A 24832-nucleotide genomic window follows, 5' to 3' on the forward strand; every position below is an offset into this window, starting at 1 on the left:
TATAGTAATTGTAATAAGTTTACGAAAACGTTTACGTAGAAAGAAGGCTGTAAATGTCTTACACGATTAAAGATGTGGCAAAAAAGGCTAATGTCTCGGTTGCTACGGTTTCCAGAATCCTGAACAATCTTCCAGGCTACTCAGTGAAAACAAAGGAAAAGGTGCTTCAGGTTATCGCGGAAATGGGGTATCAGCCCAATGCGATCGCAAGAGGTTTAATCAATAAAAAGACAAAGACGCTGGGTGTGCTGCTGCCGGCTGTTTCGGACACCTTCGCTTCCGTCGTGCTGAGCGGCATAGAAGATATGGCTCATGATCTTGATTACAGCGTAATGGTCTGCAATACGGATAAAGACGGAATTCGAACAATGAAATATTTGCAGGCACTGCGGGAAAAACAGGTGGACGGTATCATTTTTATCAGTGAATTTTTTAAGGATGAGTACTATAACGCCATTACAGCTATGAAACTTCCAATCGTGCTCGTATCGACCAAGTCTCCATACGACATTCCATTTATCAAAGTGGATGATGAGAAGGCAGTATTTGATGGGGTGACCTATCTCCTCGACAGGGGCCACCGCTCCATCGGGATGATCGCCGGAACAAAAGGCGATACGATCGCTACCATACCGAGGATTGAAGGCTACAAAAAGGCACTAAAAGAACAGAACATTGCATTTGAAACAAAGAAGGTCGTCTATGGTGACTTTGGTTTTGACAGCGGCATTAAAGCGGCAGAAGAGCTTTTAAATCATAACAAGGATGTAACAGCTATTTTCTGTTCCAGCGATGAAATGGCTGCTGGTGCTCTGTCTTACCTGTACCGAATGTCAATCCGTGTTCCGGATGAGATTTCACTGGTCGGCTATGACAATACGAAAGTGGCAGAGATGGCCATACCGCCTCTGACTACAGTGGGACAGCCGCTCTATGAAATGGGGAAAAACTCCGTACGCATACTTCTTGAAGGGGAAGAAGGCAAATCGAAAAGCATCTTTATGCCCCATAAAATTGCAGAAAGAGAAAGTGTTAAATCGATCGATAAATCAACAAGAGAGTAAACGAGGGTTTACTCTTTCTTTTACCCGTTTTACGTAAACGTTTACTTAAAAACGAGGTGGAATCAGATGAAAAAAATGATGGTGATCGTGAGCGCTTTTTCTCTTTCCGTCTCACTCCTAACGTGCTGCTCCAGCAAAGAATCAGACTATGGATCAGCGGTGTGACCCGCGGAGCTGTTAAAAAAATAGAAAGAAAAGATGGAGTGGATTTTCATGAAAAAAACATGGTGGAAAGAAAGTACGGTCTATCAGATTTATCCAAGGAGCTTTAATGATTAGAACTGCGATGGAATCGGGGACATCAAGGAATCATTGAAAAACTGGACTATTTCAGCTTCGCAAAGAAAATGAGATTATCGTGTATGGGAACTATTACATTATCTTGGAAGAACATCCTCAAATCTATTCGTATATGAGGACTCTTGGTGAGGAGAAGGTGGTTGTGATTCTTAACTTCTCTGGAGAGCAACCGAAGTTTGAAATGCCGGAGCATGTGGAGTTTGCAGCACATGAATTGGTGATCATCAACTATGAGGTGAATGCTGAGGAGAAGATTCAATCCATTGAGCTAAAACCATATGAAGCACGCGTTTACCGTTTATTGAAATAATGTTAGGAAGCTGACTCTTGCACGCCGTTCATTCGGTTATGCAGGTCAGCTTTTTTTTGCTGGAGGCGGATCGGGTGATACAGTTTAGTTTACATAATGGCCGTTTGGCGGGTAAAGTTGTAATTTTGGCTGGTATTTTATGATTTTGGACAGTATTTTCTTCATTTTGGCTGGTAAATTGTTCATTTCCGATTGTAAATGAAAAACCAGCGGCTGTTCCTTACCTTTGGACAGGCTATTTAGCATAAAAAAGCTCCGATTTCCCAAATAACAGCGTTTTTACAAGAAAAACAGAGGGAAATCAGAGCGAAAAAGACTAATTACTTCCTTTATTTTACGTAATCAGACGCTTGTCGGGTCATAACGGTCCCTTCAGTATTTCTTTTAAAACCTTCCAATGTCCTCTGTGTTCATGTTGAGGCCGGGCATGCCGGGAACCCAGTTTGCCGGAATACTGGTTTGAGAGTGTTCACCATATTGGAGGGCTTGAATAAGCCGCAGAATTTCGTAGGCGTTCCGTCCGACCTCGGAAGGATAGATGAGTTTGCTGGCAATATAACCATCGGGGCCGACGATGATTGTAGCCCTTACTGCGGCACCGCTGTGGGCGTCCAATACTCTATAGGCGCGGCTGATGAGGTGGTTTCGGTCGCTGACCAGCGGATATTGGACCTTCCCAGCAAGAGGTGAGACTTCTTTAAATACTTTATGAGAAAACACGCTGTCCGTACTGATGCCGAGCACTTCAGTGTTCAGTTTCTTGAGCTCACCGTATAAAGCGGCGACCGCCGCTAGTTCTGTCGGTCAGACAAAGGTGAAATCACTGCCGTAAAAAAACAAAATTACCCATTTGCCGTGAAAATCTTCCAGGCGAACATCCTTGATCTCCCCGTCTTGAATCGATGGTGCGGTAAATACGGGAGCGATATCGCCAAGCCCCGAACAATAAGGCTGAGGACCGCAGGTGTTGAACTGTTCTACGGATGGTTTTGGGTAAGGCTGATCCCCATCATTGGGCATGCTCATTCCAATCCCTCCTTTCCGTATAGGTGTATGCTGTGTCTATCTATCGTATGAAGAGAAGGAAGAGAAGTGTTTTTTATCGATTGTCTTTCAAATAGAAAGGAAACTGGTAAAATTAAGGGTATGAGCAAAATGGGAAGATAAAGGCGGAGAAGTAAATGATAAATGAATCGTATCCGAGAACTCGGACTTCTTTAAGGGAAGATTTTAAGCAATTGGGACTGAAAAAAGGAATGACCGTGATCGTTCATTCTTCTTTACGCAAGATCGGATGGGTTTGCGGTGGGCCTGTAGCAGTCGTTCAGGCATTAATGGATGTCATAACAGAGGAAGGTAATCTGGTGATGCCCACCCAGTCCGTGGATTATTCTGATCCTTCCGAATGGGAAAACCCGCCGGTACCTCAGGATTGGTGGCAAACGATCCGTGACGAAATGCCAGCCTATGAACCTTCCATTACTCCAACGTTTTCGATGGGGGCCATTGTGGATGCCTTCCGGTCGTTTCCCGGTGTCATAAGAAGCGGACATCCGACCGTTTCCTTTGCGGCTTGGGGGAAAGACAAAGAATTACTTATGGAAAATCACGCATTAGATGAAGGGTTTGGTGAAAGTTCCCCCCTGGCAGGAATCTATAACCGTGATGGTTATGTTCTGCTGATTGGTGTCGGCTATGGCAGCAATACATCGATGCATCTGGCCGAATACCGCATTCCCGGACAAAAGGGATTGGAAACGGGGAGCCCTGTTATGGAATCAGGACAAAGAGTTTGGAAGACTTATAAAAAAATAGAAACCAGGGAAGAACTGTTTGACCAGATCGGCTATGAATTTGAGAGTCATCACGGCTCTGAGGTTAATAAAGGACTTGCAGGGTCTGCTGAAACCCGTCTGATTCGGCAAAAGCCACTCGTGGACTTTACGGAAAAATGGTTTTTAGAGAGCCTTAAATCATAAATAACCATGTAAAAAACAACCGGAGGTGTCTCCGGTTGTTTTTTTTATCTGCCGCCGCAGCCGCATCCTCCGCCGCCTTGAGGCGGTTTTATATACTGCTGAGGGTATGCAGGATTCTGTATAGGATAGCCTCCGTAAACACCTTGGCCATAACCCGGGGCCATACCAGGATAACCTGCTCCCATATATCCGCCCTGGCCGTAAGCTTGGCCAGGGTAACCAGGATAGCCTGGCTGTCCATAGCCCATTCCAGGCTGCATGCCGTACTGCGGATACTGTCCGTACCCGTAAGGATTCATCTGGCGCATGAAATCGTTCCAATCTATTTAAATTTTATTTCTGTAGTTACAGCATATGTAGGTCTGGCAAGAGTGTACAAGATATTCAACCTATTAAAATGTAATTTATTTTATGTAAGGATGAGTAAGCTGGGGATGATAAAAGCCGGTGGATTTTGCAGGTATGAAGAGCTTGGATTTTAGTTAGGCTCATTTATTTCGGGTTAGGCTCAATTCCTGATCAGTTTGGCTCAATTATCTCTGTCTTTCGCTCAATTATGTCTTCCTACCGCTCTTTTATGAAAAAAGAACCCTCCCGGATCTCCTTCCACTGTAAAAAAACCTAAAAAGCAGAGGGGCACAAGCGCAATCTCGCGGATTCCCTCTGCTTTTCAGATGGCGGTTCAATCACAATTGTTATCCTTCAATTTCAGGCTGAATATCAATATAGTGTGCAGAAGGCTTTCTTTTCTTAACACGGATTTTTAAGACACCGTTCCCGTACGTGGCTCGAACGTCTTCCTGTTTTACAGCAAAAGGCAGCGGGACAAGTCGCTCGACTCGTTTATTCGCCTGTTTGTATTGAGTGATATTGTTTTTATCATCGGCAAAGCGATTGGATTCAGAAGCAAATGCAATAATTTTAAGTGCGCGTTCCAGCACCTCGATTTGAATTTGGCTTTGATCATAGTTTTCGAGGTTGGCGTAGGCGATAAACTCATTTTTGGTCTCCTGAATCTCTAATGGGAACGATAAATGGTCAACCATTGTCTGGTAATGCTCAAAGCTTTTATCAATGAATTGTTCTAAAGATTTTACCCACGTTCCCAATGACTTCTCATTAAAGAATGGCATGATGGGTCCGCCATTTTCAGGCATGATTTACCCCTCCTTATTCAGTAAATTAGGCGTTGCCGGCAACGTTCGAATCAACAGCATCTGTATCTAATGTGTTGGTTGAACTGATAAATGTAACGGTTTGCAGGAAATTGCCTGTATTTCCGCCTCCAGAGCCGCTATACCCTTTGCTTGTGCTTTTAGGGTTAATGACAAGGGTGTCACCAAAGTTAACTACTCCATCGGCTTGCACAGAGGAAATGGTTACAGGCCCCACGATCAGTGATGGCAAGAGAACGAACCTCCCTTTTAGAAGTACCGTATAGATTGCATGCTGCTCTTATTAATGTATGTGCAAATTCTTAAAGGGTGAGCAGATAAGAGGGTGAACACCTAGGAAAAAGTGACATATGATATGAGGAGACTGTTGGCAGGGGGTGGTTTGAAGTGCCTGGAATCGTAGGGAGTATAAATATTGCCTCTGTATCGAGCAGCTCCATTGTCCATATCGGGGATGTTCAGGCCATCAATCCTATCAGCAATGCGAAGACCTTTGCAGGCGCAGGGTCGTTTAACACGGGCGATAACATAAGGACGAACACGGGCTACAACCTTACAAATACGTACGATATGGATCAGTTCGATAATACGAATATTGCAAATAACTAGAAGTGTTGATTTTAAAAGCAAATTTACAGCAGATCCGGCATAAAACTAAGTAAGGAGATGATGTTATGTCGGATAGCTATAATCAATACTATTATATCCAGCAGATGCAGGGGCAGCTTCAATGCCTGCAAGATAAAGTATGTGAACTGGAAAAGCAGATTGAAGAATTGACCAAGGATATGAAGAAAGTAAAAGACCAGCCGACCACACAAATCCAATATTCTTTTGATCAGCTGAAAATTGAGAGGCTTGACGGAACGCTGAACATTGGGCTGAGCTCTGAAAGTGACGGCAAAAACATGGTGGATGATTTTACAGTGGGCGGAGAATCCATCGCAGTTGGCGGCAGTAAACCACCCCCGGGCGCCATGAGTTCAAGCCGGGAATATACAGCAATCATGGCAAACCTTGAAGAATATATGAACATTGAGGCACCGGAAGACATAACCAAAATAGAAGAGGAACAAGAACATAAACTGGATGAATCTTATCGTGAACTGATTTTGAATGATATCCGGACACAGCTTCCGGGCAGGCTGGAGCATTACCTTCAAAAATATCCTCCCCATAACCAAGAGGGCATATTGCTCGTTGAGAATAAAGTGAAAGGTGATGTGTACAAAGGAATTGAGCATTTCATCTTAAGCTTAAAGAACAATAACATCGGGGGTGAGAACCATGAGATTCCAGGTGATCAATCATGAACTGTCTGTGGGCTCTCTTAAAATTGTAGGGGTGAGTATCTCTTCGCTCGTTTTGGTTGGCGATGCCGGGCATATTTGTCTGGCTTCCATATTTGATACACCACCGGAAGCCCTGGTGGTCGGAACCTCACTCGTTCCTCTAGCACTATAATATGATACCGAGAACATCGGAGGTCAATCATATTCACATCCGTTCAATGTTATTTTCATCAATCGTAAATATCGGGGATACTGACCAGTTTGCTGCCTTTTCACAGGCACTGGCCATCCAGAAGTATGAGCCGACTTTTGATTTGGCGTTAAGCGGACTCATTAATTTTCCGAACTACCAGGCGTTTACTATACCGCGCCCAAGGCCTACGCCGCCGAAAGAAGTCACTATGGAATCATATAATGATCCTGCCTATATCCGAGTAGGGGTTATTGATATTTTGGGTATATCAACAGCTGCCATGCTTCATATTGGAGGTATTCAAAACATCGACCTCGAGTCGAGGGTTAAGCATATAAGGGATTATCGAACCAATCCCGATCCGAAAAACCTGGCGATCGTTCCAGTATCACCGGTATCAAGGCACAAGCAAGACCATGGACAAATGAGGGAGGAATAATCTTGAATCTGTTTGTTAACCAGACCATTACCATCTATCAGTTAAAGGTACAGGGGATTCAGAATTCATCCGTCATGCAAATCGGCAGTGCGGGCATGATCCGGCCTGTTTCTAACTTGTACAATACAGGAGGCTTCACCGGGGAAGCTCCTCCGCTTGCCGCGGTCCCAGCTGTCGAACTCCCTGCACCTTCATAAATGTTTACAGCTAATAAACAAAGAAAGGAGGGATACCATTGGATTCATGGAAACAGATGATGGAGTGGAAGAAGTTTGCTGATCAGTACCTTGGCCAAAATTTCTTTTCTCCTTACCAGCAGCAGGAAGACACACAGAGGGAGCAACAGCAGTCCCAGCCGCAAGAAGAGCGGGGATTTCCGGCTGTTAATATTTATGAATCTGAGAATGAGCTCTTATGCATTGCTGCCATTCCAGGCCTTGAGAAAGCGGAAGATGTGGATGTGTATGTGGATGACAGGAGCGTTCATATCAAAGGGAAAACCAACTTGATCGGAGGAAAATATAGAATAGCCAAGGAAGAGTTCGGTTCAGGAGCCTTTAGCAGAGAAGTGGAACTGCCGTATCGGGTCCGCAGTGACGCCATTCATGCGACGTATAAGAAAGGATTCTTGTACATTAAGCTTTATCGGCTCCCCGCTGATCGTCAAAAACCAAAAAAAGTAGACATCCGAAGATTTGATGATTGACCGATTGACATTTTTGGGAAATTCGACTAAACTGATGGTGATAAAACTAGAAAGGAACAGGTGTATCGTCCAATGCGTAACTAACTCCTATTTTAATTGAACTTTATATTCATTTTTGAATCTAAACTTCGGATAGGATTAGTTTGCCCATTTTTCATACCTGTTTTTTTTACGTGATACCCGGTTTTACGGGACAGGTATCGTTATTTTTGTGCGAATTTTTCCTCTCTGATCAAAACAGGGAGGTTTTTTTATGCTTTTATTAGAAGCCGTAAATATTGAAAAGTCATACAGTGACCGCTTGATTATAAAACTCTCAGAACCGCTGAAAATCAACAGAGGGGACAGGATTGGCATCGTAGGATTGAACGGAGCCGGAAAATCAACGCTGATGAACATTTTAGCAAAGGAAGAAGCTGCAGAAACAGGCAGTGTTCATGTCTTTGGAAGAATTTCTTCAGTTTTGCAATTTGGAGATGAGCTGGAAGAGAGCCCTTCGGAAGCTTTGCAAAGAATCTGGGGAATTCAGGACAAGGAATGGCTGACCATGAGTGGAGGCGAGAAAACACGGTTGAAAATTGCCTCCGCCCTGCAGCAGAACCCTGACCTTTTATTTCTGGATGAACCGACAAGCCATCTGGATCTGCAGGGAATTCAGCAGCTGGAGAATGAATTGAAGAGCTTTCCTGGGGGCGTTGTGCTGATTTCGCATGACCGGGCGTTTCTTGATGAAATCTGCTCGAAGATTCTGGAGATCGAAAATACAGTTCCAGCCTTCTATTCAGGAAACTACTCAGCATACCGTAAACAAAAAGAACATGAGCGAACCCGTCAATTTTTTGAGTATGGGGAGTATACGAAAGAAAAGCAAAGACTGCTTGAAGCTGCACGGGAAAAGACACAAAAAGTAAAGAGCATGAAGAAAAAGCCAAGCCGGATGAGCTATAAAGAAGCCAATCTCGGCAGGGGAAGGGTTAAAAGCAAGCAAGCGGCGATGATGAAGAACGTCAAAGCGATGGAAAAACGGGTAGAACAGCTGGAGAAAAAGGAAAAGCCGAGAGAAACGGAAGCCGTTCAGTTTGATATCCAGCAATTTACGCCAGTGCATGCTAAACAGGCGATCCAGGTAAAAGACGCTTCAAGGTCTTTTGGAGACCAGTTATTGTTTGCTGGCATTTCATTTATTGTAAAGACCGGGAGCAGAACAGCCCTTATTGGTCCAAACGGCTGCGGAAAGTCCACCCTGATCAGCATGATCCAATCTGCACACCCGTCAGTATCTTTGTCAAAGGCCTTGAAGATTGGATATTTTAATCAGCAGCTCAACATCCTGAATGAAGATCTTTCTATTCTGGAGAACGTTTCTGAAAATAGCCCGTATTCCGAGGAATTCATTCGGACTGTACTCGCACGGCTGTTATTTAAAAGAGAAGATGTTCACAAAAAGGTAAGTGTGCTGAGCGGGGGGGAACGGGTAAAAACAGCATTGACGAAGGTTTTTCTTGGAGATTATAATCTTCTGCTGCTCGATGAGCCGACGAATTATCTGGACGTTTTTACCAGAGAGGCGCTGGAAACGGTTTTAAAAGCTTATCCGGGCACCATCTTGTTCTCGACACATGACCGCCACCTTATGAATGCATTGGCAGATCATGTCCTTGTCTTTCAGGATCATCAGAGTGCGTTATTTTCGGAAGGGAATTATGATGCTTTTCAGCAGCGGGCTCTAAAGCCGGATAAAGCTCCATCGATCAACCAAGGTGAACTATTGGCTCTGGAACTGGAGCTTGCTGATATTGTGGGGCGCTTGTCCATACCGCGGAAAGGCGACCAAAAAGAGGTACTTGAAGAACGGTATAACGAGCTCATCAAAACTATGAATGAATTGAGAAAGATAACTTAATACGAAAAAAGGGGCTGTCCAAGAAGTCTGTAAGCTGTTGATTTCCGTTCCAGGCTGCTCGCTTTCCGCGGGGCGTGCGGTGAGCCTCTTGGTGCAAGCACCGGCGGGAGTCTCACCTGTCACGTTACTCCCTCAGGACAAGGAAAGCTTCGGCAGCNNNNTCAATTTTCGACTTTCTGGACCGCCCCTTTTCAGATTTTTTTTTACTTGTTTTCTTCATCCTGTCTTATTGGGGGTTCTTCTGCATCACCGATTTCAGTTGAATAACTTATCTGTTTTAAGTCGTATTCATGAGCGACAGAACCGCCAGCCATGCCTTCGTTAATCATCCGGTCGATATCAAGGTAGAGTTGTTTTCGGCCTTCATAATCTGTTTCTTTTTCTGACATAACGACATGATCCCTCCTTTTTCAATAGTCTGCCCCAATTTGCGGAAAACGAGCTTAGAAAAAAACGATAAAGGGTATAGAAGACTATTAATTGTAACTTTGAGGAGGAGCATCACATGGATTACAGCCAGGTTGTCGAGAGGTACTTTTTTCTGATTCGAAAAAGACACCTGAAAGGCGCTTTGAACATGAAAGAGTATAATAAGAAAGTGGAACTGATTAATTTATGGTTTATTCGTCATACATTGCGTTCCGGTCTCGCAAAAAAGGGAGCGCAGTAAGACTCATTCATATAGGGATACATATGGAAGCTTCCGATTATTAATTTCGGAAGTTTTTTTATAAACAGGAAAACAAGAGGAGAATGAAGTATTCTTAAAGTGAAACTTAATAAGTCATCTGCCGTATAAGAGGCAGTAAATTTTTTACATACTTTAGGAGGAAGACAAAATGAACAATCATGAGATCGATTATAAGATTCATGGAGATGACATGCAGTTTGTTGAGGTGGAACTTGATCCGAGTGAAACCGTGGTCGCTGAGGCAGGCGCCTTGATGATGATGGAAGACGGCATCAGCTTGGAAACCATTTTTGGAGACGGATCAAGCCAAGGTTCCGGATTGATGGGCAAGCTGTTTAATGCCGGAAAAAGAATGCTGACAGGGGAAAGCCTGTTTATGACAACCTTTACGAACGATGCTTCAGGCAAAAAACATGTTTCCTTTGCTTCACCTTATCCAGGTAAAATCATTCCGATGGATTTGAGTGAACACGGAGGTAAGATCATTTGCCAGAAGGATGCTTTTTTGGCTGCCGCAAAAGGTGTCTCGGTAGGAATTGAACTCCAGCGAAAACTTGGAACAGGGTTCTTCGGCGGTGAAGGATTTATCATGCAGAAGCTGGAAGGCGATGGAATGGCTTTCGTTCATGCCGGCGGAACCATTCATGAAAAAACACTGGAGCCTGGAGAAGTGCTGCGTGTGGATACAGGCTGTCTTGTTGCGATGACGAAGGACGTAGACTATAGCATTGAGATGGTAAAGGGAGTAAAAACCGCATTATTCGGCGGTGAAGGGTTATTCTTTGCTACCTTAAGAGGACCCGGGAAAGTGTGGATTCAGTCCTTGCCGTTCAGCAGACTCGCGAGCAGGGTATTCGCGGCGATTCCTCAGTCCAAAGATGAAGGAAGCCTCGCCAAAGGTCTCTTTAATATTTTTGATGGTGATTGATCCTACTGGAAATGAAGAAGGGATTGCGCTAAAACGCGCAATCCCTTCTTTATGCTGTACCCTATGTATTAGTCCTGAACCTTATAAGGATCAATTTCCCTTTTTGATTGAAGCTGAATCAGGCGTTCAAGCTTTTCATTGGTAAGGCGGTCCGCCTCATTTTTCCGTTTCATAAAGCCCATACCTTTAAAGATAAAAACAATTGTTAATACAACCATGAATAATGCCACTAAAACATAAAGAACACCAAACAAACCGAAAAATACGCCAAGTGCATTGAATGGATCATTGGACTGCATCATATCCATAACAAATTCCCCTCCTTTCTCAATATTGGGACAATAGATAAATTGCCGTAATTCCTTCTCATTAAACCACATTTTAGAAATTTTTTCCTTTGAATTTTGATCAAAGCCTATAAAAAAGATGCTTCAAGCTCACTATCGTTCTTCCAGCGGGTGATCTTTGTTACAATAGGAAGAGATAACTAATGATATGAGGTATGAGTGAAAATGAGTATACTATCGGTTGAAAATATATCAAAAAGCTATGGGGACAAAACCCTTTTTAATGAGATATCCTTTACGGTCAGCGAAAAACAAAGAATCGGTATCATTGGAGTCAACGGAACAGGGAAATCAACTCTTCTTAAAATAATTGCGGGAATGGAAACAGGAGATACGGGGGGAATTGTTCACGCCAATGAATTTCATATCGAATACCTGCCGCAGTCTCCGGTCTTTGAAGACGGAGTGACGGTACTTGAAGCTGTTTTTTATGGAAGTTCTCCGTTAATGCAGCTGCTCAGGGAATATGAAACGGCGATTAAAAAGCTGGAAAGCGAACCGCAAAACGAAAAATTCCAAAAGCAGCTGTTTTCTCTTCAGCAGAAGATGGATGCAATGGATGCATGGGACACGAATACAACAGCAAAAACGGTGCTCAACAGGCTTGGAATTGCCTCTTTGGAGCAACAGGTGAGCACCCTTTCAGGCGGCCAGCAAAAACGGGTAGCCATTGCACGGGCGCTCATTCAGCCTGCCGATCTGCTGATTTTGGATGAGCCGACCAACCATATTGATAATGAAACGGTAGAGTGGCTGGAGGATTTCCTGGCCAAATATCGTGGCGCTCTGCTGATGGTGACACATGACCGCTACTTTTTGAACCGGGTAACGAACCGCATGATCGAGCTCGATGAAGGAAACCTTTACAGCTATGAAGGAAACTATGAAATGTTTCTGGAGAAAAAAGCAGAGCGAGAGGAGCGGGAAGCTTCCTCGGAACAGAAAAGGCAGAACCTGCTTCGCCGTGAGCTGGCTTGGCTGAGAAGAGGAGCGAAAGCAAGGACGACGAAACAAAAAGCAAGAATTCAACGTGCGGAAACTCTTCAGGAGCATTCGGGCCCTGCACAGAAGGGCCAGATGGAAATGGCCATAGGCTCAGCCAGGCTTGGCAAAAAAGTCATGGAGATTGAAGGAATTTCAAAATCGTTCGGAGAGAAAACTCTCTTTACTGATTTCAGCTATCTTATGATGCCTGATGACCGGCTTGGAATCATCGGTAAGAACGGTAGCGGGAAAACAACACTGTTGAACATCCTGGCCGGCAAGATTCTTCCGGATTCGGGCCAAGTTGAAACCGGCCCCACGGTTAAACTGGGATTCTATACGCAAAACCATGAGGAAATGGATGAGAACTTAAGAGTGATTGAGTATATTCGTGAAGCAGCGGACGTCATTTATACGAAGGACGGGCATTCGATTACCGCTTCGCAGATGCTCGAGCGTTTCCTTTTTCCGCCGAGCGCCCAGTGGACATACATCTCCCGATTGTCGGGAGGGGAAAGAAGGCGCCTCTATTTGCTGCGTGTTCTAATGGGTGAACCGAATGTTCTGTTTCTGGATGAGCCGACGAATGACCTGGATATTGAAACATTATCCGTATTAGAGGATTATCTGGAGCACTTCCCTGGAGCTGTTGTCACTGTATCACATGACCGTTATTTCCTTGACCGTACGATGGAACATCTTTTTGCGCTTGAGGGCAACGGGGAAGTCAGACGATTTGATGGAGATTATTCAGCTTATCTCGAACAGAAGAGACAAGAGGACGAAATGGCCTCCACTGTAAAAACAGAGACTCCAGCAGAAGTTAAACCGAAAAAAGAAAAAGCACGCCGGCTCTCCTATAAAGAACAAAAGGAATGGGAGACCATCGAGAACGTCATTGCTGAATTAGAAGAGAAACACGAAGAAATCGAATCTCAGATTGCTTCAGCAGGAAGCGATTTCGGCAAGATTGATGGTTTGTTCCGTGAGCAGCAGGAAGTTGCGGATAAGCTGGAACAAGCGATGAACCGCTGGGAAGAGCTTTCAGAGATTGTAGAAGAAATCGAACGAAATAAATAAGTATGAGAAAAACCGCTCCTTTTTACAGGTGCGGTTTTTCTGTTTGATCTTTTTTAAAGGCTTTTCCTGTAAGAATATTTTTAACGTACCAGACCGGCCCGACAAGAAGATAGACAGGGTTGCTGAGAAAAGAGGGTTTTTTGCCCTCAAAGAGGTGTCCGATAAATTGAAGCACCCAGCCGAGGATAAATAAAGCGAGCGCTGTTTTCCACATCCAGAAAAAGAGCGGAAGCGAAACAACGATCATTGGTATACCGATGGTGTGTGTAAGTTTATTCATGGGATGCTGATGATCTTCTTTATACTTTTCAACGAAAGATTTTGCAGCCATCTTTCATCCCTCCTTTTCTAAGTTTCTATTCTTGTTACTGGCTTCCCATTCCTTCTAATGGAGTCATTTATAGGAATATTCGACTATTTTTTCAAGTTACCGACATAAAACGCACATATCGACAGTATCTTTTATATAGACAAAGGAAGGGGGGTGAAACGATGAAAAGAATAAGCTATTTTTTCGCAGGAGCAGCTGCCGCGGCTCTTCTCTTCCTTCCGCAGCAAGTATCAGCGGCGAAAGAAAATCAACATTCCTTACAGCAGCCTCAGCAAAAACTGGAAAAGGTGCAAAAGGTAAATCGAACGGCAGAGGAAAAAGATCAACAAACGAAGAACAGCAGAAAAACGGTTAAAAACATTCCTCATCTGAAAGAAAAGACGACTCCTGCAAAACCAATACGGAACCATAAGGAAAAGGTTAATAAGAGGGCCGTACCTTCTCACCGTCCTGTAAAGGTGGAAAAAGCTCCTCAGAAAACCAAAATCCTTCCTCCAACTCCTGCAGCCAGCCGTCAGCCGGAACGAAATAAAGGGGATTTCAAGAAGGCTGTTCAACCGGTCAAACCCATACAGCAAAAAAAGAAAGACATGAAACCTGCTGTTACGAGACCGTCTGGCGAAGAAAAGATTGAAGTACAAAAGGAAGTCAGTCCTGTTTCTTCTATAAAAAAGGAAAGCCGTCAAGCAACAAAGGCTGCCGAACATAAAGAACCCAGGAATCATCTGGAGAAAGTGGCGAGCAGCCCTTTGAAACCGTTATCAAAGAAGATTCCTGTAAACCCATCTTCTAAGTTGATTTTACCGGGTGCTTCGCCTTCTTCCGGCCACTCTGGCAGCAACGGGGACAGCGGAGGACAATCATCCACTCTTTTTACTTTTAAAGCATACATAATGGACAGTGATCGAATAACTGGCTCTTCAGTAAAGCTGCTGGGTGCGTCAAATAGGGATTTTCTTAAAAGCCAATGGGTGAATGCTCCTCCATCTCAGCCGCCCAAAATGCTCTTTCAACTCTTTTATAAATAAATCAATCAAAAAATAAAAAAAGAATTGAAGGAGCAAACAATCATGAAAAAAATGAACGGTATGTTAATTAAATCTTTCGTATTTGCAGGAACACTTTCTATTGCAGCATTAGCTGGGGGAGAAGCAACTTCGGCAGCACCAGGCCATCACAGTGAAAAAGCAGTAAAAACACATGTGACAACTCACGTTAAAACTCATGCAGCAACACCTCAAGCACCGCAAAAAGCGAGTGAGAAAGCAAAAGAAAAAGCAAACAAACACTCCGCAGTCCATGGTGTTAAACATGAAGAAAAAGTGAAAAAGCCAAACGTGCACAAGTCCGAAGAAAAAGAAGTTAAAGTGGAAAAAGTAAAAAAAGTAAAAAAAGTAAAGCCTGTTAAAGAAGTAAAAGTAAAGAAAGAAAAGAAAGAAAATCATTCACAAGCTGCTCTTCATGCAAGTAAGAATGCAAAAAAACATGCAGCCCCTAACTCAGCAGTCCATGCTGCGCCTGCAGTGAAACCGTCTGAACCAGTGAAACAAGAAGATCAAATCAAAGATCAAGAAGAAGCGGATACAGAGATTGTTGTAACCGTTCCAGAAGATCTTGAAGACGAAAAAGAAGTCAAAGATGAAGATCAAAAGGTTACAGAGCCAGTAAAAGATGAAGACGATGATGCAGTGAAAGAGGAAGAAACAGAGAAGGAAGACGCTGTGAAAGTTGAAGACGAAGAAAAACAGTGTACATCTGAAAAGGAAAGCGAAAAAGCCGAAAAATCTGATGATACTGTAGTGCCTGCAACTAATCAGCAAGAAGACGAAGACGAAGACCAAGACTATGATCAAGATTATGATCATGATCAAAACAATGAAGATGAAGATCATGATTCAGAAGATGTGAACAAGAATGTGATTCTATCCACTGTTCGCGTTTCTTCTGAAGATCAAGATTCTTCAGACGAGTAATTAGCAGCCAGGGGATAATCCCCTGGCTTTTTCTTTTCAAAAATACGGCATAAGAAGCTTGTGGACTTTTGCCTATGAGGCAGGAGTCCCCTCTATATGCACAAATGTGTTTTCAAACTAGTAAAAATATTCTAATAATAGTAAATTAGTAGCATTTCAAAATACTGGGGATATGATACTTTTATATAGCAAGAAATTACAAAATATTCATAATCTACTATCTGGAGGGGTACAATTGGGAAAGTGGAGTAAGAGATTGGGAGCATCATTGGCGATTACCGGGCTGTCTTTAGGTTTAGTTTCCACATCGGTGTTTACAGGGTCTTTAGACGCAAAAGCAAAAACAGCGATGAAGGAAACAGTTGCAAATCATTACGGCAATAGTCATTCCGCACTAGACCTTGCTATTGTAAACGATGATAAGTTAATAGATTTACTCATTAGAGAAGGAGTCATCTCGAAGGATTCTTCTGAGAAGGAAAAACAAAGTGCGCTGCATGCCTATCTGGAGTTGAAAGGAAAGCAAGACACAGTAAAGGAAAGAGATCCTCTTGCACCAAAAGCAAAAGCAGCAGAAGCGAAAAAACAGCAGGTTTTCAAAGGGTATACGAACGGCCTTTTGAATGGAAGTGGAAAAAAGGCAGGACAATTAAAAAGGCAGCCGGATCCGGCAGTAGATTCAGGTCCACAAAACGTTGTTAAAAAGGGAAAACTGCTGACGCTGACGGTTGAATATGCAGATACGCCTCATAACACGATTAAGCCAAACGAGACAGATAACTACTATCAAGATTATAACCTTCAGCATTATGAAGATATGATCTTCGGTGAAAAAGGTGTGAAAGGGCCGAACGGAGAGGACTTTGTTTCACAAAAGCAATTCTATGAAGAGCAATCCGGAGGTACATATACTGTAGATGGTAAAGCGTATGGATGGTTAAAGGTTCCGGGAACGGCTGCCTTCTATGGAGCTGATAGAGCTTCCGGTGGCCACGATAATGTTAGCCCAGGCGGATCAAAGCAGCTGGTTAAAGATACATTAAACGCTGCAAAGGCTGCAGGTGTACCGCTTCAAGATTACGATCTTGAAGATCCGCATGATTTAGATGGGGACGGCAACTTCTGGGAGCCGGATGGTCTTGTCGATCACTTGCAGATTATTCACTCTGGAATGGGGCAGGAAGCAGGCGGAGGATCTCTTGGAAACAATGCGATTTGGTCTCACCGATCCGCTGTTTTTTATGATCCAGACGGACTTGGAAAAGGTCTTCCTGGATTCTACGACTACACGATGATGCCAGAAGATGGAGCGACAGGGGTATTCGCTCATGAATATGGCCATGATCTCGGTCTCCCGGATGAATATGACACGATTTACTCCGGAACAGGCGAAGCCGTTGGATACTGGTCCATCATGGCAAGCGGATCTTGGGCAGGTAAAGTGCCAGGTACAGAACCAACTGGATTCTCTCCTTGGGCGAAATCTTATTTCCAAACTACTCTTGGCGGCAGATGGACAAACCCGACGATTGTTAACTGGAATGAAGTTTCTACTAAGGGAGCCCAATACTTATTAGACCAGGCAAACACACCGAATGGTCTGAACAACCAAGCGATTCAGGTAAATCTTCCAAAGAAAAAGACTCCAATCAACATCCCGGCAGCTGGGTCCTATCAATACTGGGGCGGACAAGCAGACGAGATGGACAACTCAATGGTTACGAACGTAGATCTTACTGGCAAACAGTCTGCTACTCTTACATTTGATGCATGGTATGACATGGAAGAACAGTGGGACTTTGCCTTCGTACAAGTTTCAGAGGACAACGGTGCTACATGGAAGTCCCTAGGAAACAACCATACTCGTTCTGACGTTGTTCCTGAAGGATATCCTACCATTCTGAACTCTATGCCTGGATTTACAGGAAACTCAAACGGCTGGCAGTCTCAATCCTTTGATCTGTCTGCGTACAAAGGAAAGAAAATTCAGCTTCGCCTTCGTTCAGCAACAGACTGGGGGACAAGCCAGGCAGGATTCTTTGCCGATAATATTAAGGTAGTTGCTGACGGAACAACCCTGGTAGATGATGGAGCTGAAAAAGATCCTTCTGCATTTACGCTAAAAGGCTTTGAAAAGTCAGACGGAAACAAGTACAGCGATCACTACTACTTGCTCGAATGGAGAAACCATCAAGGTGTGGATAAAGGGCTTGCCCACATCAAACGCGGAAGCTCTTTTATGAGCTACGATGGCGGTTTAGTCGTATGGTATGTGGATCCGACATATACCGATAACTGGACAGGCGTTCACCCTGGCGACGGTTTCCTTGGTGTCGTAGATTCACACATCAACGACTTGAAGTGGAACACTGGCGTGGAAGCCAGCACCCGCTTCCATATTGCAGATGCCGCGTTTGGATTGGATAAAACATCTGGTCTGAATATCGATTATCCAGGAGTACAAACGCTGACATCACCATCTCAACCAGCGGTATCTCTCTTTGACGACAGCAACTCCTTCAAAAATCCATTTATGCCGGATGCCGGACGCAACGCAGACAACTATGGTCTGAAGGTTCGTGTGAACGGGGAAGCTTCTGATGATTCTGTAGGAGCAATTGTTATTTATAAGTAATCTATAATTAATCTATAAAGCTCTTCTATTTTTAAATAGAAGAGCTTTGTGGTTCTTTAGTCCTATTAAACTATGAGAAAAATTTGCCATTTTAGTAATATAGTACATCCTCTTTACCTGAGTAATATGGTAGATTTAGAAAGAAAGATTACAGAAAATTCATGCTGTTCAAAACAGGAGGGGTTACATTGGGAAATTGGTCTAAGAAATTAGGCTCATCGCTCTTGATCACAGGGCTTTCATTGAGTCTAATGTCACCTGCAGCATTTGCTAGCAATGCACAGCCGTCAAAAGAAAAAGCTCTTGCATCTGCACCAATTGATTTAAACGTTGTTGATCAGGACAGACTTGCAAAAGCATTGAAAGACCATGGTGTTATTGCAAAGGATGCTACAAAAATTGAAACAGCAAAGGCTGTACAGAAGTACATAGCACAAAAAAGTAAAAAAACAGGTGCTGCCCAGTTTAAAATTAATAACAGCAAAAAGAATCTTGATATTAAGTCAAAAGACTTTTTGAGAAAACAAAAGGACAAGCTTACTAAAAAACTGAACAATAGTCATACTAGTGTACAAAAAGGGTTGCCGAACGGATTTGTTAAAGTAGATCCTGCTAAAGGAAAGGCTTACAACGGACCTGTCCGTAAAGACAAAGTTCTTGTACTTTTAGCAGAGTTCTCCGACTTCAAACATAATAATGTGGACCAGGAACCTGGTTACATGTATGCCAAAGACTTCAACCGTGAGCATTATCAGCAAATGCTTTTTGGAGATAAGCCGTTTGAACTGTTTAATGGCACTAAAGTTGAAACGTTCAAACAATATTATGAGGAGCAATCAGGCGGAAGCTATACTGTAGATGGAACAGTTACTGACTGGCTGACAGTTCCGGGCAAAGCGGCTGACTACGGAGATGATCTTTCCAAAGAAGAAGGCGGCGGTAATGACAATAAGGCACCCCTTGGACCGCGTGACTTTATTAAGGATGCTTTAAATGCTGCTGCACAAAATGGTGTTAAGCTATCAGATTATGATAATTTGGACATTTATGATTTAGATGGAGATGGAAACATTAATGAGCCGGACGGATTAGTCGATCACTTGATGGTTATCCATGCAGGGGTTGGACAAGAGGCAGGCGGTGGTAAACTGGGTAATGACGCGATCTGGTCGCATCGTTGGACAATCGGAAGCAGCCCGTATGAAATTCCTGGAACAACTACAACTGTACCTTATTGGGGCGGGAAAATGGCAGCATTCGACTATACAGTTGAGCCGGAAGATGGGGCTGTAGGGGTATTCGCTCACGAATTTGGCCATGATTTGGGTCTTCCTGATGAATATGATACTCAGTATACAGGTGATGGAGAACCAGTTGCTTCCTGGTCAATCATGAGCGGTGGAAGCTGGAATGGTGACATTGCTGGCACCACACCAACAAGTTTTTCTCCTCAAAATAAAGATTTCTTCCAAAATTCAATCGGCGGAAACTGGGCAAACATTCAGCAAGTTGATTACAGTAAGATCAACAAGATCGGCCTTCTTACGAAAGTGGATCAATCTGTAACTAAATCAAATAATCCAGGCATCGTGAAAGTAAACTTGCCTGATAAAAAGGTTCAAGGGATTAAACCGGCATTTGGGCAAAAATATTACTACAGCACTAAAGGTGATGATCTTCATACGACAATCACCACCCCTGATATTGACCTGACAAACGCAACAAATGCAAAAATAGATTTTAAAACGCTGTATGAAATTGAAGCAGGCTATGACTATTTAAATGTAAAAGTTATTAAAGCCGATGGATCTGCTGATACGATTGATATTCTTGGTGACACAAATGTAGAAAAAGGCGCTGATACTACAAAAGGGCAATGGATTGACAAGACTTATGACTTGTCAAAATACAAAGGCCAAAAAGTAAAAGTTCAATTTGAATATGTTACTGACGGCGGTCTTGCTCTTAACGGCTTTGCGATGGATAATCTATCTGTAACAGTTGACGGAAATGTGGTACTTTCTGATGATGCAGAAGGAACGCCTAAATTAACATTAGTTGGTGCAAAAGTTTCTGACGGAATTGACTTCAAGAAAAACAACTACTACATCGAGTGGAGAAACTACGCTGGTGCAGATAAGGCCCTTCAATTTGCGCGCGGAGTAAAATACAACACTGGTATGCTCGTATGGTATGCGGATGACAGCTTCTCTGATAACTGGACTGGACCGCATCCAGGTGAAGGGTTCCTTGGAGTAGTAGACTCTCATCCGAAAGCAATTGTCGGTACGTTGAATGGCAAGCCTTCAGTTGAGAATTCTACACGTTATCAAGTAGCAGATGCTGCATTCTCTTTTGATAAAGCTCCGGCTTGGTACATCAACTCTCCATCCAGAGGAATCTTTGACTACAAAGGTTCTAATGGAGTAACATCATTCGATGACTCTAAACAATACATCGATATGACGGATTATAATGGCAGCGAAGAAGACGGTGTCATCGATGACGCAGGACGCAAGGTTCCTAATCTAGGACTGCAGTTCCACGTGATTGGTGAAGCGAAGGACAACTCTGCTGGTGCGGTTTGGATCCGTCACAGATAATTACGTTAGTTTGAATAAACCTGAATGGCATCAGCCATTCAGGTTTATTTTTTGAATTTTTGAATAACCTATTTACAAATCCTGCATACTTATACTATAGTTAGATTATTAAAGAGTCTTTAAGGAGGTATGTTATATGAGCATTGTTACTGAATACGCCATTACTGTTGTTAATTTCATATCACAGCCCTCCGGTAATATGGACATTTAATTTCTTTGAAGTATTTCAATGGTTAAGTGATTTTACCCGTGGGCTGTGAACAGCCCGCGGGTTTTTAATTGTAGAGGAATTCTGTCATTATGCAGATCTCCAAAAGACCGGTGCGCCGGTCTTTTTTATTTTAAATAAAATTAATCATTTAATCATTGGAGGAAAACAAATTGAATTTAAAACAATTAGGCTGGGACCTATTTTTTGAAGAAGGATACGCATCATTCGATAAGGAAAGCTTTACGGTTGGCAGGGTAGCTCTTGAGCATAAGGGAATGTACCGATTGTTCACGGAGCACGGGGAACTTCTCGCCGAGGTGACCGGAAAGCTCCGCCATATGGCGTCGGAACGGCAGGATTTTCCGGCTGTGGGGGATTGGGTAGTGATTACGGCAAGGCCTGAAGAGCATAAGGCTTCCATTCATGCCATTCTTCCGCGGAAAAGCAAATTTTCAAGAAAAGCGGCAGGACATACGACAGAAGAGCAGATAGTAGCCGCAAATGTGGACACAGTTCTACTCGTGAATGCATTAAATACGGATTTTAATCTAAGAAGGATAGAAAGATACTTGCTGATGGCCTGGGAAAGCGGAGCAAATCCGGTGATTGTGCTCAGTAAAGCTGACCTGTGTGATGATATTGAGGAAAAAATCAGGGAAGTGGAAGAGATTGCAATGGGTGTTCCGATTCATGCGATCAGCGCGGAGAATGAAGATGGGCTAGAGCAGCTTGCCGCCTATCTTGGAGAGGGTAAGACGGTTGCCTTGCTGGGTTCTTCAGGGGTAGGTAAATCCACGATGACGAATGCTCTCTATGGAGAAAAGAAGCAGGATGTCAAAACCATCAGGGAAGACGATGACAAAGGGCGGCATACGACGACGCATCGCGAACTCATCGTTTTAAAAAGCGGAGGAATTGTCATTGATACTCCTGGAATGCGTGAACTGCAGTTGTGGGGAGCAGAAGAAGGAGTAGGGCACAGCTTTTCAGATATTGAAGGGCTTGCTGAACAATGCAGGTTCCGGGATTGCAGTCATACGAACGAGCCAGGATGTGCGGTTCAAAAGGCCATTAAGAATGAGACTTTGGATGAAGGCCGCTATAGCAGTTATGTTAAGCTGCAAAAAGAGCTGGCTTTCCTTGCAAGAAAAGAAGACCAGCGTGCCGCACTGGCTGAAAAAGCAAAGTGGAAAAAGATTGCCGGAGACCGTACACGTGTAAATCGCAAATAAGAGGAAAGAGCTGTCCACACGGCAGCTCTTCCTTATGCTTTGCATTCTTCTATTTCTTGAAGGACACCATCCCATAGTTTTATTCTCATTTCCAATGATTCCATGGCAGCCGTTTTGGCTTGCTGAAGTTTGTCAGGATTCTCGCATCCGATCCAAGGGCCAAATGGGGATCCTCACCTTCTTTTACCCGTGTAAGATAAGTCACTATAGGATTGGTATCGGCTTTCACTTCTTTCATAGCTTTCAAGTAAAGTTCGATGTGGCTGATAAAACCGCCTTCGCCATCTTCATCTGTTTCTTCACCTAATACAATTTCATTAATGAATCTGGCATATTTCGGGTGTGGCTGTGGCATCCTGGGGACGGAATAAGAGGCTCATGAAATCCCAAACGGCAAACACATGATGGGATTTTTTTTAGTTTTTTGTATAATGGGTGATTGATGAGTTCTTTGCGTATAGTGGTTAGTTCTTTAAAAGCGGCATGTTCCAAAACTAGCATCCTTTCTTTATTCAGGTGTTTGATGCTGAACCAGAATGGTAATGGTTATAAGATAACGGAAAAACATAGCGAGGTGATCAGTTTTGCTGCAAAAATTCACAATAAAGACACACCATCGGGACGAAATGATCGATATAACGGATACGGTCCGTGCTTATGTCCAAGAGCAAGGGGTACAGGAAGGGCTGTTGTATGTCTATTGTTCCCATACTACTGCGGGGATAACAATCAATGAGAATGCTGATCCAGATGTGAAGTCGGACATGCTGATGAGGCTGGATGAGGTTTATCCTTGGGAGCATCCAAAGTACCGGCATGCGGAAGGCAACACAGCGTCACATTTAAAAGCGAGTACAGTAGGAACTTCACAGATGGTTTTTATTCATAATGGCGATTTAGTGCTTGGCACATGGCAGGGAATTTATTTTTGCGAGTTTGACGGACCTCGTTCCCGAAATTTTTTTGTAAAAGCTGTACCCGACAGCAGATAAACAATGAAAAGGGGCTGTCCAAGAAGTCTGTAAGCTGTTGATTTCCGTTCCATGGTGCTCGCTTTCCGCGGGGCNNGATTTTTCAAGCCAAAAAGGGGCAGCCTGAAGGTCAATTTTCGACTTTCTGGACAGCCCCTTTTTTATGTATCCTGAATAATTTCATCCAATTGAATCAATGTGTCCTTTGCGCCGGAATGTATGACCATAGTAAAAAGATGATCGAGTGTGGTCGGTTCTCTGTTGATCAGAACTGTTTTTCCGGAGGTTAAGGAAGGGAGCTGATTAACGGGATAAACCTGCAGGCTTGTGCCGATGACGATCACAAGGTCTGCCTTTTCAATGGAAGCCAGGGCGCTTTCCCATGTTTTTTCAGGCAAAAGTTCTCCAAACAGCACAATTCCTGGCCGGAGCCTGCCGCCGCAATCACAGGGTTCTCCTTTTCTGAAATTTTCACGGGAATGAGCGGATCCACACTCATGACAATAAATCTCATCAAGAGAACCATGTAGTTCAAAAACATGATGTGCACCGGACTTTTTATGAAAGCCATCCACATTTTGTGTGGCTACCGCATGAACCATAGACTCCTGATGCCATTTTGACAGGATACTGTATCCGCTATGAGGCTTTAATCGTTCCATGTCATTGAGCCGCAGTGAGTAAAATTCATGAAATACATCATAATGGCGGTGTAGTGCTTCAACTGACGATACATAGGCGGGGTCGTAGTTTTTCCATAATCCGTTCTGGGATCTGAAATCCGGTATCCCGCTCTCGGTTGACATTCCAGCCCCGGTTAACAGAACGGTATACGATGAACCCTTGATCCATTCAGCAAGCTGTTCAAGTGCTTGTTGATTTGCCATTCGCTCATCTCCTTTTTAGTGTAATTATAGTACAGGGTGATGAGTTCTCCTTATTTTTTTACAAAAATAACGGTATACTTTAATGTAGCAGCAATAAAGAGATGGGGGGATTACTATGGTTAAAGTTTTATTTGTATGTCTTGGAAATATATGCCGTTCACCTATGGCTGAAGCGATATTCAAGGATATGGTCCAAAAAAAAGGCTTGGATGACAAGATTTCAGTGGACTCTGCCGGAACGGGAAACTGGCATGTCGGTGAACCTCCGCATGAAGGTACTCGGAATTTATTGACGAAGAAGAACATTTCTTTTGAAGGATTGAAAGCAAGACAGGTTGTTGCTGGAGATCTTACGGAATATGACTATGTTATCGGGATGGATGCTAAAAACATTGGAGATCTTCAACGGATGGCCGGCAATGTACCGGTGAACCACGTGGTAAGGCTGATGGATTATGTTTCTGACAGTAAAATGCAAGATGTCCCAGATCCTTATTTTACCGGAAACTTTGATGAGGTTTATGACTTGGTGTCAGAGGGCTGCCGTAAATTACTTGAAGATATTGAAGCCCGCGAAAAATTGTAGAGGAGAGGGAAG

The 24832-nt window shown here is 43.5% G+C and carries 28 protein-coding genes and 1 pseudogene; 20 read left to right on the top strand and 9 right to left on the bottom strand.

The annotated features are described in order from the left end of the window. The first annotated feature begins 53 nt into the window (after positions 1 to 53). A complete protein-coding gene (locus P4361_RS12460; protein ID WP_328089621.1) occupies positions 54 to 1064 on the top strand; it encodes a LacI family DNA-binding transcriptional regulator in 1011 nt (336 codons plus the stop codon). Positions 1065 to 1422: 358 nt separating this feature from the next. Further along, positions 1423 to 1674 (top strand): alpha-glucosidase C-terminal domain-containing protein, encoded by a 252-nt coding sequence (locus tag P4361_RS12465; protein WP_328089622.1) that lies wholly within the window; start codon positions 1423 to 1425, stop codon positions 1672 to 1674. A 384-nt stretch (positions 1675 to 2058) separates the two neighbouring features. Here the strand turns inward: P4361_RS12465 and P4361_RS12470 are convergent, their stop codons facing one another. Next, positions 2059 to 2700, bottom strand: coding sequence for a peroxiredoxin (locus P4361_RS12470; RefSeq protein ID WP_328089623.1), 642 nt, complete (start codon positions 2698 to 2700; stop codon positions 2059 to 2061). A gap of 155 nt (positions 2701 to 2855) precedes the next feature. On the opposite strand from P4361_RS12470, the gene P4361_RS12475 reads away from it, so the two are divergent. Continuing rightward, positions 2856 to 3653 (top strand): AAC(3) family N-acetyltransferase, encoded by a 798-nt coding sequence (locus P4361_RS12475; protein ID WP_328089624.1) that lies wholly within the window; start codon positions 2856 to 2858, stop codon positions 3651 to 3653. 44 nt (positions 3654 to 3697) lie between these two features. Here the strand turns inward: P4361_RS12475 and P4361_RS12480 are convergent, their stop codons facing one another. From P4361_RS12480 to P4361_RS12490, 3 genes are all read right to left on the bottom strand, one after another. Beyond that, positions 3698 to 3961, bottom strand: coding sequence for a spore coat protein (locus tag P4361_RS12480; protein WP_328089626.1), 264 nt, complete (start codon positions 3959 to 3961; stop codon positions 3698 to 3700). Positions 3962 to 4348: 387 nt separating this feature from the next. Then, entirely contained in the window at positions 4349 to 4810 is a 462-nt protein-coding gene (locus P4361_RS12485) for an Hsp20/alpha crystallin family protein (RefSeq protein WP_248251488.1), read from the bottom strand. Positions 4811 to 4835: 25 nt separating this feature from the next. Next, complete coding sequence (locus P4361_RS12490) at positions 4836 to 5060, bottom strand: spore germination protein (RefSeq protein WP_053355710.1); 225 nt, start codon at positions 5058 to 5060, stop codon at positions 4836 to 4838. A 155-nt stretch (positions 5061 to 5215) separates the two neighbouring features. Between P4361_RS12490 and P4361_RS12495 the strand changes: the two genes are divergently transcribed. From P4361_RS12495 to abc-f, 7 genes are all read left to right on the top strand, one after another. Continuing rightward, the gene (locus tag P4361_RS12495; RefSeq protein WP_053355709.1) at positions 5216 to 5437 is read left to right on the top strand and encodes a spore germination protein; all 222 of its coding nucleotides are present in this window, start codon (positions 5216 to 5218) and stop codon (positions 5435 to 5437) included. Between the two features lie 65 nt (positions 5438 to 5502). Beyond that, entirely contained in the window at positions 5503 to 6141 is a 639-nt protein-coding gene (gerPC, locus tag P4361_RS12500) for a spore germination protein GerPC (protein ID WP_062238619.1), read from the top strand. Continuing rightward, positions 6116 to 6292 carry a hypothetical protein gene (locus P4361_RS12505; protein WP_053355707.1) on the top strand — a complete coding sequence of 59 codons (177 nt, stop codon included), beginning with the start codon at positions 6116 to 6118 and terminating at the stop codon, positions 6290 to 6292. The genes gerPC and P4361_RS12505 overlap by 26 nt, the downstream gene beginning before the upstream one ends. Before the next feature lies 1 nt (position 6293). Next, complete coding sequence (locus tag P4361_RS12510; RefSeq protein ID WP_091007890.1) at positions 6294 to 6752, top strand: spore germination protein GerPE; 459 nt, start codon at positions 6294 to 6296, stop codon at positions 6750 to 6752. Positions 6753 to 6754: 2 nt separating this feature from the next. Beyond that, positions 6755 to 6949, top strand: a complete 195-nt coding sequence (locus P4361_RS12515; protein WP_062238614.1) for a spore germination protein GerPB — start codon at positions 6755 to 6757, stop codon at positions 6947 to 6949. 38 nt (positions 6950 to 6987) lie between these two features. Beyond that, entirely contained in the window at positions 6988 to 7458 is a 471-nt protein-coding gene (locus P4361_RS12520; RefSeq protein ID WP_053355704.1) for an Hsp20/alpha crystallin family protein, read from the top strand. 253 nt (positions 7459 to 7711) lie between these two features. Further along, a complete protein-coding gene (gene abc-f, locus P4361_RS12525) occupies positions 7712 to 9361 on the top strand; it encodes a ribosomal protection-like ABC-F family protein (RefSeq protein ID WP_328089628.1) in 1650 nt (549 codons plus the stop codon). 203 nt (positions 9362 to 9564) lie between these two features. Here abc-f and P4361_RS12530 read toward each other — a convergent pair whose 3' ends face one another. Beyond that, positions 9565 to 9750 (bottom strand): hypothetical protein, encoded by a 186-nt coding sequence (locus P4361_RS12530; RefSeq protein WP_328089629.1) that lies wholly within the window; start codon positions 9748 to 9750, stop codon positions 9565 to 9567. A gap of 116 nt (positions 9751 to 9866) precedes the next feature. Between P4361_RS12530 and P4361_RS12535 the strand changes: the two genes are divergently transcribed. Together P4361_RS12535 and P4361_RS12540 are read left to right on the top strand one after the other, a co-directional pair. Beyond that, positions 9867 to 10031: a hypothetical protein gene (locus tag P4361_RS12535; RefSeq protein WP_156316262.1), complete on the top strand. Its 165-nt coding sequence runs from the start codon at positions 9867 to 9869 to the stop codon at positions 10029 to 10031. A 169-nt stretch (positions 10032 to 10200) separates the two neighbouring features. Beyond that, complete coding sequence (locus P4361_RS12540) at positions 10201 to 10980, top strand: TIGR00266 family protein (RefSeq protein WP_328089630.1); 780 nt, start codon at positions 10201 to 10203, stop codon at positions 10978 to 10980. Positions 10981 to 11048: 68 nt separating this feature from the next. Here P4361_RS12540 and P4361_RS12545 read toward each other — a convergent pair whose 3' ends face one another. Beyond that, positions 11049 to 11288 (bottom strand): hypothetical protein, encoded by a 240-nt coding sequence (locus P4361_RS12545; RefSeq protein ID WP_328089631.1) that lies wholly within the window; start codon positions 11286 to 11288, stop codon positions 11049 to 11051. Between the two features lie 204 nt (positions 11289 to 11492). Between P4361_RS12545 and P4361_RS12550 the strand changes: the two genes are divergently transcribed. Next, positions 11493 to 13391 (top strand): ABC-F family ATP-binding cassette domain-containing protein, encoded by a 1899-nt coding sequence (locus tag P4361_RS12550; RefSeq protein WP_328089662.1) that lies wholly within the window; start codon positions 11493 to 11495, stop codon positions 13389 to 13391. 22 nt (positions 13392 to 13413) lie between these two features. On the opposite strand, the gene P4361_RS12555 is transcribed toward P4361_RS12550, so the two are convergent. Next, positions 13414 to 13722 (bottom strand): Mpo1-like protein, encoded by a 309-nt coding sequence (locus P4361_RS12555; RefSeq protein WP_062238605.1) that lies wholly within the window; start codon positions 13720 to 13722, stop codon positions 13414 to 13416. Between the two features lie 161 nt (positions 13723 to 13883). Here P4361_RS12555 and P4361_RS12560 point away from each other — a divergent pair, with 161 nt between their 5' ends. From P4361_RS12560 to rsgA, 5 genes are all read left to right on the top strand, one after another. Continuing rightward, positions 13884 to 14750, top strand: a complete 867-nt coding sequence (locus P4361_RS12560) for a hypothetical protein (protein WP_328089632.1) — start codon at positions 13884 to 13886, stop codon at positions 14748 to 14750. 42 nt (positions 14751 to 14792) lie between these two features. Next, positions 14793 to 15695, top strand: coding sequence for a hypothetical protein (locus tag P4361_RS12565; protein WP_328089633.1), 903 nt, complete (start codon positions 14793 to 14795; stop codon positions 15693 to 15695). Between the two features lie 235 nt (positions 15696 to 15930). After that, on the top strand, positions 15931 to 18330 hold the full coding sequence (locus P4361_RS12570; protein WP_328089634.1) for an immune inhibitor A domain-containing protein: 2400 nt from the start codon (positions 15931 to 15933) through the stop codon (positions 18328 to 18330). Between the two features lie 251 nt (positions 18331 to 18581). Beyond that, positions 18582 to 20933 carry an immune inhibitor A domain-containing protein gene (locus P4361_RS12575; RefSeq protein ID WP_328089663.1) on the top strand — a complete coding sequence of 784 codons (2352 nt, stop codon included), beginning with the start codon at positions 18582 to 18584 and terminating at the stop codon, positions 20931 to 20933. A gap of 381 nt (positions 20934 to 21314) precedes the next feature. Then, positions 21315 to 22376 (top strand): ribosome small subunit-dependent GTPase A, encoded by a 1062-nt coding sequence (gene rsgA / locus P4361_RS12580; protein ID WP_328089635.1) that lies wholly within the window; start codon positions 21315 to 21317, stop codon positions 22374 to 22376. Between the two features lie 85 nt (positions 22377 to 22461). Here rsgA and P4361_RS12585 read toward each other — a convergent pair. Next, a pseudogene (locus tag P4361_RS12585) lies at positions 22462 to 22756 on the bottom strand (DUF3050 domain-containing protein). Positions 22757 to 22960: 204 nt separating this feature from the next. Between P4361_RS12585 and P4361_RS12590 the strand changes: the two are divergent. Then, complete coding sequence (locus P4361_RS12590) at positions 22961 to 23368, top strand: secondary thiamine-phosphate synthase enzyme YjbQ (RefSeq protein ID WP_425590258.1); 408 nt, start codon at positions 22961 to 22963, stop codon at positions 23366 to 23368. 140 nt (positions 23369 to 23508) lie between these two features. On the opposite strand, the gene P4361_RS12595 is transcribed toward P4361_RS12590, so the two are convergent. Continuing rightward, entirely contained in the window at positions 23509 to 24234 is a 726-nt protein-coding gene (locus P4361_RS12595; protein WP_328089637.1) for an NAD-dependent deacylase, read from the bottom strand. Between the two features lie 115 nt (positions 24235 to 24349). Between P4361_RS12595 and P4361_RS12600 the strand changes: the two genes are divergently transcribed. Further along, positions 24350 to 24820: a low molecular weight protein-tyrosine-phosphatase gene (locus tag P4361_RS12600; RefSeq protein WP_328089638.1), complete on the top strand. Its 471-nt coding sequence runs from the start codon at positions 24350 to 24352 to the stop codon at positions 24818 to 24820. Positions 24821 to 24832 lie beyond the last annotated feature (12 nt).

Origin of the sequence: Fictibacillus sp. B-59209, from assembly GCF_036216745.1 — a bacterium.
GTDB lineage: Bacteria > Bacillota > Bacilli > Bacillales > Fictibacillaceae > Fictibacillus_C > Fictibacillus_C marinisediminis.

Coding starts and splice junctions, on each gene's coding strand:
- P4361_RS12505 (WP_053355707.1), top strand. CDS start 6,116: ATGAGATTCCAGGTGATCAATCATGAACTGTCTGTGGGCTCTCTTAAA.
- P4361_RS12550 (WP_328089662.1), top strand. CDS start 11,493: ATGAGTATACTATCGGTTGAAAATATATCAAAAAGCTATGGGGACAAA.
- P4361_RS12510 (WP_091007890.1), top strand. CDS start 6,294: ATGATACCGAGAACATCGGAGGTCAATCATATTCACATCCGTTCAATG.
- P4361_RS12595 (WP_328089637.1), bottom strand. CDS start 24,234: ATGGCAAATCAACAAGCACTTGAACAGCTTGCTGAATGGATCAAGGGT.
- P4361_RS12600 (WP_328089638.1), top strand. CDS start 24,350: ATGGTTAAAGTTTTATTTGTATGTCTTGGAAATATATGCCGTTCACCT.
- P4361_RS12475 (WP_328089624.1), top strand. CDS start 2,856: ATGATAAATGAATCGTATCCGAGAACTCGGACTTCTTTAAGGGAAGAT.
- P4361_RS12540 (WP_328089630.1), top strand. CDS start 10,201: ATGAACAATCATGAGATCGATTATAAGATTCATGGAGATGACATGCAG.
- P4361_RS12545 (WP_328089631.1), bottom strand. CDS start 11,288: ATGGATATGATGCAGTCCAATGATCCATTCAATGCACTTGGCGTATTT.
- P4361_RS12565 (WP_328089633.1), top strand. CDS start 14,793: ATGAAAAAAATGAACGGTATGTTAATTAAATCTTTCGTATTTGCAGGA.
- P4361_RS12575 (WP_328089663.1), top strand. CDS start 18,582: ATGTCACCTGCAGCATTTGCTAGCAATGCACAGCCGTCAAAAGAAAAA.
- P4361_RS12555 (WP_062238605.1), bottom strand. CDS start 13,722: ATGGCTGCAAAATCTTTCGTTGAAAAGTATAAAGAAGATCATCAGCAT.
- gerPC (WP_062238619.1), top strand. CDS start 5,503: ATGTCGGATAGCTATAATCAATACTATTATATCCAGCAGATGCAGGGG.
- P4361_RS12460 (WP_328089621.1), top strand. CDS start 54: ATGTCTTACACGATTAAAGATGTGGCAAAAAAGGCTAATGTCTCGGTT.
- P4361_RS12560 (WP_328089632.1), top strand. CDS start 13,884: ATGAAAAGAATAAGCTATTTTTTCGCAGGAGCAGCTGCCGCGGCTCTT.
- abc-f (WP_328089628.1), top strand. CDS start 7,712: ATGCTTTTATTAGAAGCCGTAAATATTGAAAAGTCATACAGTGACCGC.
- P4361_RS12485 (WP_248251488.1), bottom strand. CDS start 4,810: ATGCCTGAAAATGGCGGACCCATCATGCCATTCTTTAATGAGAAGTCA.
- P4361_RS12535 (WP_156316262.1), top strand. CDS start 9,867: ATGGATTACAGCCAGGTTGTCGAGAGGTACTTTTTTCTGATTCGAAAA.
- P4361_RS12530 (WP_328089629.1), bottom strand. CDS start 9,750: ATGTCAGAAAAAGAAACAGATTATGAAGGCCGAAAACAACTCTACCTT.
- P4361_RS12480 (WP_328089626.1), bottom strand. CDS start 3,961: ATGCGCCAGATGAATCCTTACGGGTACGGACAGTATCCGCAGTACGGC.